Below are 13,511 nucleotides of genomic sequence, written 5' to 3'. Positions count from 1 at the left end.
CATGAGGACCGAAGATCTCATCAAGGCGCTTGATGCCGACGCCCGCAGCAAGGCGATGCCGCTGCGCTCGGCCTGGTGGCTGGCTGCCGGCGTGGCCGCCGTGATCGCGGGCGCGGTTTTCATGATGACGATCGGTCCGCGCCCCGACTTCATGGCTGCCGCACATACGATGCGCTTTCTTTCGAAGTTCCTGTTCACCATCGTGCTCGCCGCCAGCGCCTTCGCCTTCGTCAGGGCATTGTCGACACCGGGAGCATCGACAGGCAAGGCGGCGGCCTGGATGGCGGCTGCGCCCGTGCTCGTGGCAGTGGCCGTGGTGCTGGAGCTTTACGCCGTGCCCGAGGCCGACTGGGGCAGGCGTCTCGTCGGTTCCAACATGATGGTCTGCATGGGGCTCATCCCGCTGATCGGCATCGGCCCGCTTGCCATCTTCCTGTGGATGCTGCGCTATGGCGCGCCGACACGGCCGGTGCTGGCCGGCACGGCCGCGGGCCTGCTCGCCGGCGGGCTGGCGGCAACCTTCTATGCCGCGCATTGCTTTGATGATTCGCCGCTTTTCGTCGCCACCTGGTATACGATCGCGATCGCCGCGCTGGCGCTGCTCGGCGCGCTCGGCGGCCGGTTTTTCGTGCGCTGGTAGCGCGACGCCCGCTGCTGCATCCCGCGCATACCGATCCTTAATCATGCCGGCAAATGTTTGCCGGCCGGCGGCATCGCCGATACCCGACGCAACCTTTCCTTAAAATCGATCCGTCAGGATTTTCACGGGAAATGCGATTGCCCACGGGGTGGTACAAATCGTGGCAATGCGAAGGATCATCGGGCCGGCGCCGCACAGACATGCGGGGTTGGCTCTGCTCGTGGGCGGGACAGCGGCGATGACGGCATCGATCTTGCTGTCGCGGCTGGATCCCGGCGCCGAGACGCTCGAATTATGTGTGCAGGCGTCGGTCGGTGTGGCAGCCGGCGCACTTCTCCTGGCCTGCATGTTCGCGCGCGTCATCCGCAAGGACCGCCGCCAGATCGCCGAGAGCGAGCAGCGCTTCCGCCGTGCCATGGAGGATTCCTCCATCGGCGTCGCCATCGTCGGCCTCGACGGGCGCATTCTCGAGGCCAACCCGGCTTTCGCTGCCATGCTCGACTACCGCCGCGACGAGATCGAGGCGTTGACCTTCTTCCAGCTCACGCATGCCGACGATCTGGAGATCGGGCGGGAGACGATGGAAGACCTGAAGGCCGGCAAGATCGATTCCTTTCATTTCGAGAAGCGCTATCTCAAGAAGGACGGCACGCCCGTCTGGGCCAGGCTGGCCGGCTCCGTCATTCGCGACGGGAATAGCGGCCGGCCGCTGTATCTCGTCTCGCAGATAGAGGACATCAATGCGCGCAAGCAGGCCGAGGCGCGGATCGCCGAGGCCGAAACGCGCTGGAACTTTGCATTGGCCGGCGCCGGCCAGGGCGTCTGGGACTTCGACAAGCGCAGGGGCGGCACCAACTATTCCTCGACCTGGGTCAAGATGCTGGGTTACGCCGACGGGGAACTCGACGGTGACCCCGATCACTGGCTGGCGATGATACATCCCGACGACCGCGAAGCAGTGGCCGAGGCGGACCGCGCCCATCTCGAAGGCCGCACGCCGTTCTTCGAGGCCGAATTCAGGATGCGCCACAAGGATGGCCGCTGGCTCTGGTTCCTCGACCGCGGCAAGGCGATCGAGCGCGACGAAGAGGGGCGGCTGATCAGGGCGATAGGCAGCCTGACCGACATCACCCGGCGCAAGCAGGCGGAGGAGCGCCTCGCCGTGTCGGCGGCCATGCTGGCGGACGAAAAGGAGCGCCTCAAAGTGACGCTCCAGTCGATCGGCGATGCCGTCATCTGCACCGATGCCGCCAACCGCGTCACCTTCATGAATCCTGTCGCCGAAAAGCTGACCGGTGTCTCTTGCAATGATGCCCTCGGCAAGACGCTCGGCCATGTCTATTGGGCGGTCGACGAGGAGACCGGCCACAGGATCGGCGTGGCGCGGCCTGCGATCGGCGGCCAGGGAGCCGATGACCAGAACAGCCGCGCCGTCCTCATCCGGCGCGACGAGACGCGCTGCAGCATCCGGCAGGTCGTGTCGCCGATCATGAACGAACGCAACGAATTCTGCGGACTGGTCATCGTCTTCCAGGACTTCACCGATGCGCGCGCGCTGCAGCGCCAGCTTGCCCACGCCGCCGCGCATGATGCGCTGACCGGCCTTGCCAACCGCGCGAGTTTCATCCGCGCCATGGAAGAACTGGTCGATCAGGCCCGCAAGGAGGGGATCGGACATCAGTTCATGTTCATCGACCTCGATCATTTCAAACTGGTCAACGACACAGGTGGCCACGCGGCGGGAGACGCATTGCTCAAGTGCGTTGCCGAGGCCGTGCGTGGCGTGCTTGGTCCGCAGGACATGGTCGCGCGTCTGGGCGGCGACGAATTCGCGGTCATTCTGAAGTCGGGCTCGGCCGCCGGGGCCAGGATCGCGGCGCGATCCATCATCGATGCGATACAGGGCCTCGATTTCACCTGGGAAGGCCGTCCCCATTCGATCGGCGCCAGCATCGGACTGGCTCCTATCGACGCCGATTGCGGCGCTGTCGACGAGATCATCGCCAGGGCAGACGCCGCCTGCTACGTGGCCAAGGCTGCGGGTCGCGGATGCGTGTCCATGGCGCCCGAGAATGACGCCACGGACGACAGGATCGAAATCGAGACACCCAAGCCCCTGGCCGCAGCGTCGTAGCCCCGCGATAGGGCCGCGATCAACCCTGGCGGGTCAGCGTGTTGGAACCGGATGCTCGCCGCGATAATCGTAGAAGCCGCGGCCGGTCTTGCGGCCGAGCCAGCCGGCCTCGACATATTTGACCAGCAACGGGCAGGGGCGGTACTTCGAATCCGACAGGCCGTCATGCAGCACCTGCATGATCGACAGGCAGGTGTCCAGGCCGATGAAATCGGCCAGCTGCAGCGGCCCCATCGGATGGTTGGCGCCGAGCCGCATGGCGGTGTCGATGGCATCGACCGTGCCGACGCCCTCATAGAGCGTGTAGATCGCCTCGTTGATCATCGGCAAAAGGATGCGGTTGACGATGAAGGCCGGAAAATCCTCCGAGACCGTGATCGTCTTGTCGAGCTGCTTCACATAGGTCTTTGCCGCCTCGAAGGTCTGGTCCTCGGTGGCGATGCCGCGCACCAGTTCGACCAGCTTCATCAGGGGAACCGGGTTCATGAAATGGATGCCGATAAAGCGCTCGGGGCGGTCGGTCTGCGCGGCTAGCCGCGTGATCGAGATCGACGAGGTATTGGTCGCCAGTATGGCCTCGGGATTGAGCTGCGGACAAAGCTGGGCGTAGATCTTGCGCTTGACCGTCTCGTCCTCGGTCGCTGCCTCGATGACCAGGTCGGCACCGGCGAGATCGGCCATGGATGGCGCCGCCGCGATGCGCGCCATCGCCTGGTTGCGGAGCTTCTCGTCGAGCTTGCCGGACCCCACCTGGCGGGCCATGTTGCCGCTGACAGTGGCGATGCCCTTCTCGATACGGTCGGGCGATATATCGTAGATCAGCACCTTGTAGCCAGAAAGTGCGGAGACATGGGCGATGCCGCCGCCCATCTGGCCCGCGCCGATGATGCCGATCGTTTCGATCTTGCTCATTACACCGATCCCGTCGAAAAAGGCCTTTGCGGCCTGCTTTTTGTGCGGTGCAAACTAAAAGGGTGGGGCGACTTCGTCTACCCCACCCCTCACAATTTAATACGCTTTGCGGCAGGGCGTCAAAGCGCCTTCTGCAACTCCGGCAGGACAACGAACAGATCGCCGACGAGGCCATAGTCGGCAACCTGGAAGATCGGCGCTTCCTCGTCCTTGTTGATGGCGACGATGACCTTCGAATCCTTCATGCCGGCGAGGTGCTGGATGGCGCCGGAGATGCCGACGGCGATGTAGAGGTCGGGGGCGACGACCTTGCCGGTCTGGCCGACCTGCCAGTCATTCGGCGCATAACCGGCATCGACGGCGGCGCGGGATGCGCCGACGGCAGCGCCGAGCTTGTCGGCGACCGGCAGGATGACCTCCTGGAACTTCTCCGAGGAGCCGAGCGCGCGGCCGCCCGAGATGATGATCTTGGCCGAGGTCAGTTCCGGACGATCGGTCTCCGATAGCTTGTTCTCGACGAAGGAGGAGAGGCCAGGATTGGCCGCAGCGCTGACGGTTTCGACAGCGGCCGAACCGCCCTCGGGCGCCGCCTGGAAGGAGGCGGTGCGCACGGTAATGACCTTCTTGGCATCGGTCGACTGTACCGTCTGGATGGCGTTGCCGGCATAGATCGGCCGCTTGAAGGTGTCCGGCGAGACCACTTCGATGATCTCGGAGACCTGCGCCACGTCGAGCAAAGCGGCCACGCGCGGCGCGACGTTCTTGCCCGACGAGGTTGCCGGCGCGACGATGGTGTCATAGGAGCCGGCCAGCGACACGACGAGCGCCGCGGTCGGCTCGGCGAGACGCTCGGCAAGCTCGTCGGCTTCGGCCAGCAGCACCTTGCTCACGCCCTTCAGCTTGGCGGCGGCGTCGGCTGCGCCCTTGGCGCCCTTGCCGGCCACCAGCACATGCACGTCCGAGCCGATCTGCAGCGCGGCCGACAGCGCCTTGGCGGTCTGGTCGGAAAGGGTAGCGTTGTCGTGTTCGGCGATGAGGAGAATGGTCATTTTATCTGTTCCTTCCGATCTCAGAGCACGCCGGCTTCGTTCTTCAGCTTGTCGATGAGCTCGGCGACGCTCTTGACCTTGACGCCCGCCTTGCGGCCGCCCGGCTCTTCGGTCTTGATGACCTTCAGCCGCGGCTTGACGTCAGCGCCGTAGTCGGCCGGGCTCTTCTCGTCGAGCGGCTTCTTCTTGGCCTTCATGATGTTGGGCAGCGATGCATAGCGCGGCTGGTTGAGGCGAAGGTCGGCAGTGACGATCGCCGGCATCTTCAGCTCAACCGTCTGCAGGCCGCCGTCGACCTCGCGCGTCACCCTGGCCTTGTCGCCCTCCAGCACCACCTTGGAAGCAAACGTGCCCTGCGCCCAGCCGAGAAGGGCTGCGAGCATCTGGCCGGTCTGGTTGGAATCATCGTCGATCGCCTGCTTGCCGAGGATGACAAGGCCGGGCTGCTCGGCCTCGACCACGCCCTTCAGTACCTTGGCGACGCCCAGTGGCTCTGTCTGCTCGTCGGTCTTGACCAGGATGGCGCGGTCGGCGCCCATGGCGAGCGCGGTGCGAAGCGTCTCCTGCGCCTGCTGCGGGCCGATCGACACGACGATGATCTCTTCGGCCTTGCCGGCTTCCTTGAGCCGGATCGCCTCTTCCACCGCGATCTCGTCGAATGGGTTCATCGCCATCTTGACGTTGGCCAATTCCACCGCCGAACCGTCAGCCTTGACGCGAACCTTCACATTCGCATCCACAACCCGCTTCACGGGCACAAGGATCTTCATTTTCCTGTCACCTCTCTTGAGATAGTTGGGGCGCGCTATACCAGCGTGAACCCTGTCAGAGTTGTCGAAAGCCGACATTCCGGATGGAAATTCTGCTCTTCAACCGCCAAAGGCGGGCGGAAACGCTTCCGTAGTTGCGGCGAACCCGCACGTCAATATGCCACGGCGTCGGGCAATTCACTCAATCGGTTCAGTCGGGGCCGGGGCACTTCCTCGACCCCAGCGTGGCACGGGCTGCGCGGCAATCGGCTCGTTTACGGCCGGATCTACGGCGACGGCGGGCTGGTCGGCGGGTGCGGCTTCTTCGTCCGCGCCCGCAAAAAGCGGCACGCCGCGGCTGCGCAGCACGAGCACCAGCACGGCGCCGGCGATGATGCCGCCTATGTGGCAGGCCCAGGAAATCTGGTCCTCGCCACCGGCGGCGAACATGACGATCTGGAACAGCACCCACAGGAGGAGCGGGATGAAGGCCGGGATGCGCAGCGGAATGCGGGCAAAGGCCAGCACCCAGACCTTCACCCTGGGATAGAGGATCAGGTAGGCGACGACCACGCCGGCGATGGCGCCGGAGGCGCCGATCAGCGGCACCTGCGAGTCCCACGCGATGAGGCCCTGGAAGGCGGCTCCGGCGATGGCGCACAGGAGGTAGAAGATGAGATAGCGGATATGGCCGAGCGCGTCCTCGACATTGTCGCCGAACACCCACAGGAACAGCATGTTGCCGCCAAGGTGGAAAATGTCGGCATGCAGGAATGAGTAGGTGAGATAGCTCAGGCTTTCGGGAATGACGATAAAGCGCGGGTCGAGCTCTGCCGTGTCATGCACCACGGAGGGGATGAAGCCGAGGCCGAGCACGGCGGCATTGGTGAAATTCTCGCCCCCGAGCGCGGTGGCGCAATAGACCAGCGCGTTGGCCAGGATCAGGGCGATCGTCACATATTGCAGCCTGATGTGCCGCAGCCTGTTGGTGTCGTAGAGCGGGATGAACATAGGTGCCTGGCCTCTCCCGCCTTGGCATAGTTCAGCGGTTCTTGCCAGGAACCCATAACACGTCGGCATTTCCATTGTCATTGACCGCCCTGGCGGCGACGAACAGGAAGTCGGAGACGCGGTTGATGTATTTCAGCCCGTCGCGGTTGACGTGCTCACCAGGATGCTGTGCGAGCGCCACCATCAGCCGCTCGGCCCGCCGCGCCACCGTTCGGGCGAGATGGAGCGCAGCGGCGGCCGGCGTGCCGCCGTTCAGCACGAAGGATTTGAGCGGCTGGAGGTCGTTGTTGAGGAGATCGATGTCGTGTTCGACGCGCTCGGTCTGCGCGGCAATGATGCGCAGCGGCTCGTAGCCGAGCGGCTTGCCGTCGTCGGGCACGGCCAGATCGGCGCCCAGGTCGAAGAGATCGTTCTGGATGCGGGCAAGCATGGCGTCAATCGCCGGGTGGCTTGGGGCGGTGTGAACACGAGCCATGCCAATGCAGGCATTGGCTTCGTCGACAGTGCCGTAGGCGTCCACCCTGAGATCGGACTTCAGCCGCCGCTCACCCGTGCCGAGCCCGGTGGTGCCGTTGTCGCCGGTGCGGGTGTAGATCTTGTTGAGCTTGACCACGTCGCCTCCCGAACGGCCGGTGTCCTCATTTGCGGGTGAAATACACGGCCAGCAGGATCAGCGCCAGCGCCACGGCCTGCAGCACGACGCGCGTCTGCATCAGCTTGTTGGAGGTCATGCCGGAACCGCCGCGCATCATGTTGATCAGACCCCGGACCAGCACGATCACCACGGCGACCATGACCAGGATGGCAAGGATGTTGAAGACGGATGCCATTTGCGTTTCCAGTCCTTTTCTTGTTCAGGCGCGTTTGGCGAGCAGGCGGTGAAGCATCGATGCCGGAAGGATGCGTTTGAGCGTGGCGCCGACCTTGGCGGGCACTGTTACCACATAGTGCGGGCGCGGGCGCCGCGACAGAAGTGCATGGCGAAGCGCCTTGTGGACCACTTCCTGCCCGGGCTTCAGCGCCGATTGGCTGCCGCCGGTGCGCATCCGTTCCAACTGCGCCTCATAGTCCGCGCGATGCACGGAATTCTCATGGTCGATATTCCTGAGAAACCAGGCGAGGCCATTGCTGGCGATCTTCGATTTCACCGGCCCCGGCTCGATCAGCGAGACATGCACGCCGCTGCCGGCCAGTTCCTGGCGCTGACAGAGCATCAGCGCCTCCAAAGCGTGTTTGGATGCCGAATAGGCGCCGCGAAAACGTACCGGCACCAGGCCAAGGATCGACGAGCAATGAACGATCCGGCCACGGCCCTGGCGGCGCATCACCGGCACGAGCCGGCGGGTCAGGTCGTGCCAGCCGAAGAAATTGGCCTCGAACTGCTCGCGCAAGGCGGCCACCGGCAGATCCTCGACCGCGCCCGCTTGCGCATAGGCGCCATTGTTGAACAGAGCATCGATCCTGCCGCCGGTCCGCTCCAGCACTGAAGCCGCAAGCGCTTCGATGGAGGCAGGTTCGCGATAGTCCAGATAGAACGCCTCGATGCCCTCCTTTTCCAGGGCCGCGATGTCTTCGGGCTTGCGCGCCGTGGCGAACACCCGCCAGCCTTCCGCCTTGAGCGCCCGCGCGCAATAAGCGCCTATGCCGGACGACGCGCCGGTGACGATGATGACGCGCAACGCGCGTGCCGACGGATTCGTCTTATGACCAAGGGTTGCCATTTGCCGCATTCCCTTCCCATATTCGCGGCGTCGAGACAATCGAAGGGGAGCGCGGTTCTTGTTGCGGAATATCGTCGCCCTGCGCCGCGTGCTCTACGACGCGATCGGTCATTTCAACACCGATGACGGCTGGGCGATGGCCAGCCATCTGGCAATCACCTCGCTGATGGCGCTGTTTCCGTTCCTGATCTTCGCCACCACGCTGGCGAGCTTCCTCGGCGCGCAAGCCTTCGCCGACACGGCCGTGCACCTGGTCTTCGACACCTGGCCGGAACAAATCGCCAAACCGATCGCGCGAGAGGTGCTGAACGTGCTCACCGTGCGACGATCGGATCTGCTCACCTACGGCGTGCTGCTGGCCGCCTATTTCGCCTCGAACGGCATCGAGGCGCTGCGCACCTCGCTCAACCGGGCCTATCGCGTCACCGAGACGCGCGGCATCATCTATCGCCGCGTGCAGAGCATCTTCTTCGTGCTGATCGCCACGGCAGGCTTCCTGGCGATCAGCGTGCTCCTGGTCTTCGCGCCATTGCTGGCGCGGCTGGCCGAGGCGCATTTCGAGTGGATAAAACCCTATACGGGCACCATCACGCTGTGGCGCTACGTCATCGCCTCGACCGTCATCGTCGGCGGTCTGTTTTCAGTGCATTACTGGCTGCCGGCCGGCAAGCGCCGTTTCGTCTCGCTGATCCCCGGCATCGTCTTCACGCTCGCCGCATGGCTGATCGGCTCGACCATTTTCGCCACCTATCTCGACCATTTCTCGTCCTATGTGACGACCTATGCCGGGCTTGCCTCGATCATGATCGCGGTGGTCTTTCTCTACATCGTGTCCGCGATCTTCATTCTCGGCGGCGAACTCAACGCAGCAATCAGCCGCTATCTCGAGGCACGCGCGCGGGTGGGATGACCGGCTGAATTGAAGAACTGGAGAATTGGAGAATTGGAGAATTGAAGAAGAAGCCCCCAGCGCCAGATGGCACCATTTTCCTCAATTCCTCAATTCCTCAATTCCTCATTTCTACAATTCTTCCCTTGGTCTGCCGCACCGTTGCCAGACCGACACCGAAGGTCGTGATCGCCATGCCGGCAATCTGAAGCGCGTTGAGCTGCTCGTCGAACAAGGCCCAGGCGATGACGGCCGTCACCGCCGGCACCAGATAGAACAGCGAAGCGACCTTCGACATCTCGCCGTCGCGGATCATCACCATCAGAAGGAAGATGGCGCCGATCGACAGCACCAGCACCAGCCAGGCCATGGCGAAGATCAATTCGCCGTTGATGACGACCGTGTGGGTCTCGAAGGCCAGTGAAGCCACGATCATCACCGAAGCGCCGCCGACATAGTGCCACATGGTCGCGGCGACGAGGTCGCCGCCGGAAGCAAAACGCTTCTGCCATATCGTGCCGGCGCTCATGCCGAGCACCGAGACGAGCGAGGCTGTCAACGTGGCTGACGTCACGCCGCCGCCGAGCGCGCCGAGCTTTGGCCAGAGCACGATGACGACGCCGGCCAGGCCGACCGCGAGGCCGGCCCAATGGCGCGGTAGGATCGCCTCGCCGAGAAACTTGCCGGCGAGCACCGCCGTGATCAGCGGCTGCAGGCCGACAATCAGCGCCGACAGCCCGGCGGGCATGCCCCTGTGGATAGCCCAGAAGACCGCGCCGAGATAGACGCCATGCATCAGAATGCCGGCCCCGGTGGCGTGCAATGCCTCTTCGCGGGAGGCTCTCTTGGAGCCAAGCACGACCACCAGGCCGGCGAACAACGCCGCCGCCAGGACGAAGCGCGCAGCCAGGAACGTAAACGGTTCGGCCCACGGCATGGCATAGCGGGCGCCGATGAAGCCGGTCGCCCACAGGACGACGAAAGTGGCGGGGATGAGCCGCTTGACGCTGTGCATTTTCCGGGGACCGCGCTTGATGAGAATTGAGCCGTGGCGAAGCTCTAGTCCGGTTCAAGCCGGCGCGCAAAACGAAACGATTGATCCATGCATCACCGGAATTCAACCGGCCGCCTTTTCTGCAAGCTGTCTCTTCGGCCTTCGCCTGCGTCAGAGACCGACCATCCGCCTGACATCGTGAGCCGACACGCCCGCTTCGCGCAAGACGGCAAGGCCGGTGTCCTTCAGGCTTTTCGACAGCTTGCGCCCGTCGGGTCCCAGGATCAGCCGGTGATGGAAATAGGCTGGCTGCGGCAGGCCAAGCAGTTCCTGAAGCAGCCGCTGTACCCCGGTGGCGGAATAAAGATCCTGGCCGCGCACGACATGGCTGACGCCCTGCAGCGCATCGTCGACGACGACGGCGAGATGATAGCTGGTCGGGATTTCGCGGCGCGCCACGATCACGTCGCCCCAATCGCGCGGGCGGGCCTCGACGACGCGCGTCGCGGAAAGCGATTCGTCTGAAAATTCGTTCCATGACAAATCCTTGCCGACGCGTGCCATCGCCGCATCGACATCCAGCCGCCAGGCGAAGGGAGCGCCCTCGGCAATGCGGCGCTGGCGTTCCTTCGCCGGCAGAGCCTTGTCGACGGCGGGATAGACCGGCACGCCGTCGGGATCGCGCGGCCAGTCGCGCTTTTCGCTCTCGGTGATGAAAGCCCGGATCTCGCTTCTGCTCATGAAGGCGGGATAGACAAGGTCCTCCCGGATCAGCCGGTCAAGCACCGTCTCATAACAGGCGAAGTGCTCGGATTGCCGTCGTACAGGCTGTTCCCAGGCAAGACCGAGCCATTTCAGGTCGGCAAAGATGCCCGCCTCGAATTCCGGCGAGCAGCGCGTGGTGTCGATATCCTCGATGCGCAGCAGCAGGCGGCCGCCGACCGCTCGCGCCAGTTTCTGGTTGAGCAGCGCCGAAAAGGCATGGCCGAGATGCAGTTCGCCATTGGGACTGGGCGCGAAACGGAATGTCAGGAGTGTCATCTCTTGAGCGGCAATCGGGTTGTGCGGCGGTTTTGCCAATTGCTACCGTGCGGCCGGTTCAGGAACAAGAAAGCATGCAACGTATCGCCACATTGGACGACATCGCCCGGGGGCTCGACGCGCTTTGCGCGATCGACCCAAGGCTGGAAAAGATCCGCGGCATGGCGGGCGAGGTGCCGCTACGGCTTTCCCAACCGGGATTCTTGAGCCTTGCCTCGATCATCGTCTCGCAGCAGGTGTCGCGCGCCAGCGCCGATGCGATCTTCGGCCGGCTGACGAAACTGGTCGACCCGCTGACGCCGCTGGCGATCCTTGCCGCCGGCGAGGACATGTTTCGCGAGGCGGGCCTGTCGCGACCCAAGCAACGCGGCCTCCTCGCCGCCGCCCAGGCGGTGGCGGACGGCCTCGATCTTCATCATTTGTGTTCGCTTGACGCCGGCGAGGCAATCACGACCATGACGGCGGTGCCCGGTATCGGTCCGTGGACGGCACAGGTGTATCTGCTGTTCGCCGCAGGCCATCCCGACATCTTCCCGGCGCGCGATGTCGCGCTCCAGACCGCCGTCGGCCATGCGCTCGGCATCGACCCGCGTCCGCAGGAGAAAACACTGATCCAACTCGCCGAATCATGGAGCCCATGGAGAGGTGTCGCATCGCGGCTTTTCTGGTCCTATTATCGCGAATTGAAGGGCAGGGATGCCGCACCCCCGGCCTGAAAACGCGAAAAAGCATCAAAATCTCGTTTTTTTGTGCCTTCGGACGCGTGACAATCCGCTTCACATCCCTGTCATGTCGGGCTTACAGTATCCGCGCCATTCAGGTTAGAGAACCAAGGAGGCCAACGACGTGACGGTTGCCGTATCTCCGGATGGGCTTCCAGCGCTGGTGCTGAATGCGGATTACCGTCCGCTCAGCTATTACCCCCTGTCGCTCTGGTCGTGGCAGGACGCCATCAAGGCGGTGTTCCTCGAACGGGTGAACATCGTCGCCGAATACGAGCACGCGGTGTCCTCGCCGACCTTCTCGATGAAGCTGCCGAGCGTCGTCAGCCTGAAGGCCTATGTGAAGCCGTCGCGGCATCCAGCCTTCACACGCTTCAACGTCTTCCTGCGCGACCGCTTCCAGTGCCAGTATTGCGGCACGCCCGACGATCTGACCTTCGATCACGTCATCCCCCGCCATCGCGGGGGTGCTACGACGTGGGAGAATGTCGTCGCCGCCTGTTCGCCCTGCAATCTCAGGAAAGGTGGCATGATGCCGGCCCATGCCAAGATGTGGCCGTTGCAGAAGCCCTACCAGCCGACGGTGCACGACCTGCACAATAATGGCCGTCTGTTCCCGCCCAACCATCTGCATGAAAGCTGGATGGATTATCTGTACTGGGATGTCGAACTCGAACCCTGAGATCGTCCGAGAATTCGGGACGCTGGCCGTCTGAAGCGATTGTCTCCATGATAGTCTGACATACCCTGATATCGGACCAGCTCGGCCGCGCTCACTTATCAGCGGCTTCGCGTTTTGAGGACCGGCTTCCTCCACTCCGTCGCTGCTTCGCAGCGCCACCTCTCCCCCCTCCGGAGGGAGAGGAAAGGAGCCTGAGGCAATAGGTTCGCGCCATTCCTCTCCCCCGTCGATCGGGGGAGAGGTGGCTCGGCGGAGCCGAGACGGAGTGGGGGTCGACCTGGCTCGGACGTCGAAAGCCGCGCTATCCGACTCGGCCCGCCGGATTTCTGCTCGAACTCTTGTCGTGCCGTTCGGTTGAACGGACTCAGTCGCGCGAAAGCGCGCTGCGGAAGGCGATGGCCGCGAGGACAAGGCTGGCGATGGCGTTCCAGCCGGCGAGCGACAGGCCGAGAATGCGAAGCGCGGCCTTGTCGCAGGACGGGGGCACGAATTTGTCGAGCGCGTCGAGGACGCCTTTGCCGCCGGTGTCGACCGGGCCTCCGCCCGCGGTGCAATCGGCCGGGCCCTGCCACCAGGCCCACTCCACGCCGGCATGATAGATGCCGAGATAAAGGCCATAGAGCATCAGCAGGCCGCCGATGGCCAGCAAGCCGCGCACCACCCATGCCGGCGCGTGCAGCGCCGATGCAAGCAGCGCCAGCAGCATCAGCGGCACGCCGATATAGTAGGGCGTGCGCTGTTCCAGGCAGAGATGGCAAGGGATGTAGCCGCCAATGTACTGGAAGGCGAGCGCGGAGCCGACAGTGGCGGCCATGGCTACGGCAAGGAACAGGGCCGTCATGGTCCGCTGGCGTCCGGTGTTGGCAGTCATGGTCGCAGTCATGGGGTCTTTCGTCCGTTATGTTCGCCGCTCGCCCGGTCTTGTGGTCCATGTCGCCACGCCGCCGCGCGGTTTGGGCGACATGAA

General features: G+C 64.0%; 15 protein-coding genes. 5 read left to right on the top strand and 10 right to left on the bottom strand.

Annotated features, from left to right (window positions below; all coding sequences use genetic code 11):
* The first annotated feature begins 1 nt into the window (after position 1).
* A complete protein-coding gene (locus FJ959_RS28265) occupies positions 2–640 on the top strand; it encodes an NrsF family protein (RefSeq protein WP_140500813.1) in 639 nt (212 codons plus the stop codon).
* 238 nt (positions 641–878) lie between these two features.
* Positions 879–2,774: a PAS domain S-box protein gene (locus FJ959_RS28260; RefSeq protein ID WP_246671085.1), complete on the top strand. Its 1,896-nt coding sequence runs from the start codon at positions 879–881 to the stop codon at positions 2,772–2,774.
* A 33-nt stretch (positions 2,775–2,807) separates the two neighbouring features.
* Here FJ959_RS28260 and FJ959_RS28255 read toward each other — a convergent pair whose 3' ends face one another.
* The 7 genes from FJ959_RS28255 to FJ959_RS28225 all read right to left on the bottom strand — a co-directional run bounded on the left by FJ959_RS28255 (position 2,808) and on the right by FJ959_RS28225 (position 8,216).
* A complete protein-coding gene (locus tag FJ959_RS28255) occupies positions 2,808–3,686 on the bottom strand; it encodes a 3-hydroxybutyryl-CoA dehydrogenase (RefSeq protein WP_140500869.1) in 879 nt (292 codons plus the stop codon).
* A gap of 119 nt (positions 3,687–3,805) precedes the next feature.
* Positions 3,806–4,735 carry an electron transfer flavoprotein subunit alpha/FixB family protein gene (locus FJ959_RS28250; protein ID WP_140558136.1) on the bottom strand — a complete coding sequence of 310 codons (930 nt, stop codon included), beginning with the start codon at positions 4,733–4,735 and terminating at the stop codon, positions 3,806–3,808.
* Positions 4,736–4,755: 20 nt separating this feature from the next.
* Positions 4,756–5,505 carry an electron transfer flavoprotein subunit beta/FixA family protein gene (locus tag FJ959_RS28245; RefSeq protein WP_140525441.1) on the bottom strand — a complete coding sequence of 250 codons (750 nt, stop codon included), beginning with the start codon at positions 5,503–5,505 and terminating at the stop codon, positions 4,756–4,758.
* Positions 5,506–5,682: 177 nt separating this feature from the next.
* Entirely contained in the window at positions 5,683–6,495 is an 813-nt protein-coding gene (locus tag FJ959_RS28240) for a rhomboid family intramembrane serine protease (RefSeq protein WP_140560186.1), read from the bottom strand.
* Positions 6,496–6,526: 31 nt separating this feature from the next.
* Positions 6,527–7,108, bottom strand: a complete 582-nt coding sequence (locus FJ959_RS28235; protein WP_140500873.1) for a cob(I)yrinic acid a,c-diamide adenosyltransferase — start codon at positions 7,106–7,108, stop codon at positions 6,527–6,529.
* A 25-nt stretch (positions 7,109–7,133) separates the two neighbouring features.
* Entirely contained in the window at positions 7,134–7,325 is a 192-nt protein-coding gene (locus FJ959_RS28230; protein ID WP_140500874.1) for a twin transmembrane helix small protein, read from the bottom strand.
* A 24-nt stretch (positions 7,326–7,349) separates the two neighbouring features.
* Positions 7,350–8,216 (bottom strand): SDR family oxidoreductase, encoded by an 867-nt coding sequence (locus tag FJ959_RS28225; protein WP_140633269.1) that lies wholly within the window; start codon positions 8,214–8,216, stop codon positions 7,350–7,352.
* 58 nt (positions 8,217–8,274) lie between these two features.
* On the opposite strand from FJ959_RS28225, the gene FJ959_RS28220 reads away from it, so the two are divergent.
* On the top strand, positions 8,275–9,126 hold the full coding sequence (locus FJ959_RS28220) for a YihY/virulence factor BrkB family protein (protein WP_140500876.1): 852 nt from the start codon (positions 8,275–8,277) through the stop codon (positions 9,124–9,126).
* A gap of 97 nt (positions 9,127–9,223) precedes the next feature.
* Here FJ959_RS28220 and FJ959_RS28215 read toward each other — a convergent pair whose 3' ends face one another.
* Together FJ959_RS28215 and gluQRS are read right to left on the bottom strand one after the other, a co-directional pair.
* Positions 9,224–10,120: a DMT family transporter gene (locus tag FJ959_RS28215; RefSeq protein ID WP_140633266.1), complete on the bottom strand. Its 897-nt coding sequence runs from the start codon at positions 10,118–10,120 to the stop codon at positions 9,224–9,226.
* Between the two features lie 150 nt (positions 10,121–10,270).
* The gene (gluQRS, locus tag FJ959_RS28210) at positions 10,271–11,140 is read right to left on the bottom strand and encodes a tRNA glutamyl-Q(34) synthetase GluQRS (protein ID WP_140633263.1); all 870 of its coding nucleotides are present in this window, start codon (positions 11,138–11,140) and stop codon (positions 10,271–10,273) included.
* 74 nt (positions 11,141–11,214) lie between these two features.
* On the opposite strand from gluQRS, the gene FJ959_RS28205 reads away from it, so the two are divergent.
* Together FJ959_RS28205 and FJ959_RS28200 are read left to right on the top strand one after the other, a co-directional pair.
* Positions 11,215–11,856 (top strand): DNA-3-methyladenine glycosylase, encoded by a 642-nt coding sequence (locus FJ959_RS28205; RefSeq protein ID WP_140500879.1) that lies wholly within the window; start codon positions 11,215–11,217, stop codon positions 11,854–11,856.
* Between the two features lie 130 nt (positions 11,857–11,986).
* Complete coding sequence (locus FJ959_RS28200) at positions 11,987–12,544, top strand: HNH endonuclease (protein ID WP_023677956.1); 558 nt, start codon at positions 11,987–11,989, stop codon at positions 12,542–12,544.
* Between the two features lie 364 nt (positions 12,545–12,908).
* On the opposite strand, the gene FJ959_RS28190 is transcribed toward FJ959_RS28200, so the two are convergent.
* Positions 12,909–13,427 (bottom strand): disulfide bond formation protein B, encoded by a 519-nt coding sequence (locus tag FJ959_RS28190; protein ID WP_140500880.1) that lies wholly within the window; start codon positions 13,425–13,427, stop codon positions 12,909–12,911.
* Positions 13,428–13,511 lie beyond the last annotated feature (84 nt).

It is taken from the genome of Mesorhizobium sp. B2-2-4 (assembly GCF_006442375.1).
Lineage (GTDB): Bacteria > Pseudomonadota > Alphaproteobacteria > Rhizobiales > Rhizobiaceae > Mesorhizobium.
Note: the sequence above shows the minus strand (reverse complement) of the source record. Positions and strands in the feature narration are given on the sequence as shown.

What these genes read in the sequence shown, in the direction of transcription:
- FJ959_RS28265 (WP_140500813.1), top strand. Translation starts at nt 2, where the DNA reads ATGAGGACCGAAGATCTCATCAAGGCGCTTGATGCCGACGCCCGCAGC.
- FJ959_RS28260 (WP_246671085.1), top strand. Translation starts at nt 879, where the DNA reads ATGACGGCATCGATCTTGCTGTCGCGGCTGGATCCCGGCGCCGAGACG.
- FJ959_RS28255 (WP_140500869.1), bottom strand. Translation starts at nt 3,686, where the DNA reads ATGAGCAAGATCGAAACGATCGGCATCATCGGCGCGGGCCAGATGGGC.
- FJ959_RS28250 (WP_140558136.1), bottom strand. Translation starts at nt 4,735, where the DNA reads ATGACCATTCTCCTCATCGCCGAACACGACAACGCTACCCTTTCCGAC.
- FJ959_RS28245 (WP_140525441.1), bottom strand. Translation starts at nt 5,505, where the DNA reads ATGAAGATCCTTGTGCCCGTGAAGCGGGTTGTGGATGCGAATGTGAAG.
- FJ959_RS28240 (WP_140560186.1), bottom strand. Translation starts at nt 6,495, where the DNA reads ATGTTCATCCCGCTCTACGACACCAACAGGCTGCGGCACATCAGGCTG.
- FJ959_RS28230 (WP_140500874.1), bottom strand. Translation starts at nt 7,325, where the DNA reads ATGGCATCCGTCTTCAACATCCTTGCCATCCTGGTCATGGTCGCCGTG.
- FJ959_RS28225 (WP_140633269.1), bottom strand. Translation starts at nt 8,216, where the DNA reads ATGGCAACCCTTGGTCATAAGACGAATCCGTCGGCACGCGCGTTGCGC.
- FJ959_RS28215 (WP_140633266.1), bottom strand. Translation starts at nt 10,120, where the DNA reads ATGCACAGCGTCAAGCGGCTCATCCCCGCCACTTTCGTCGTCCTGTGG.
- gluQRS (WP_140633263.1), bottom strand. Translation starts at nt 11,140, where the DNA reads ATGACACTCCTGACATTCCGTTTCGCGCCCAGTCCCAATGGCGAACTG.
- FJ959_RS28205 (WP_140500879.1), top strand. Translation starts at nt 11,215, where the DNA reads ATGCAACGTATCGCCACATTGGACGACATCGCCCGGGGGCTCGACGCG.
- FJ959_RS28190 (WP_140500880.1), bottom strand. Translation starts at nt 13,427, where the DNA reads ATGACTGCGACCATGACTGCCAACACCGGACGCCAGCGGACCATGACG.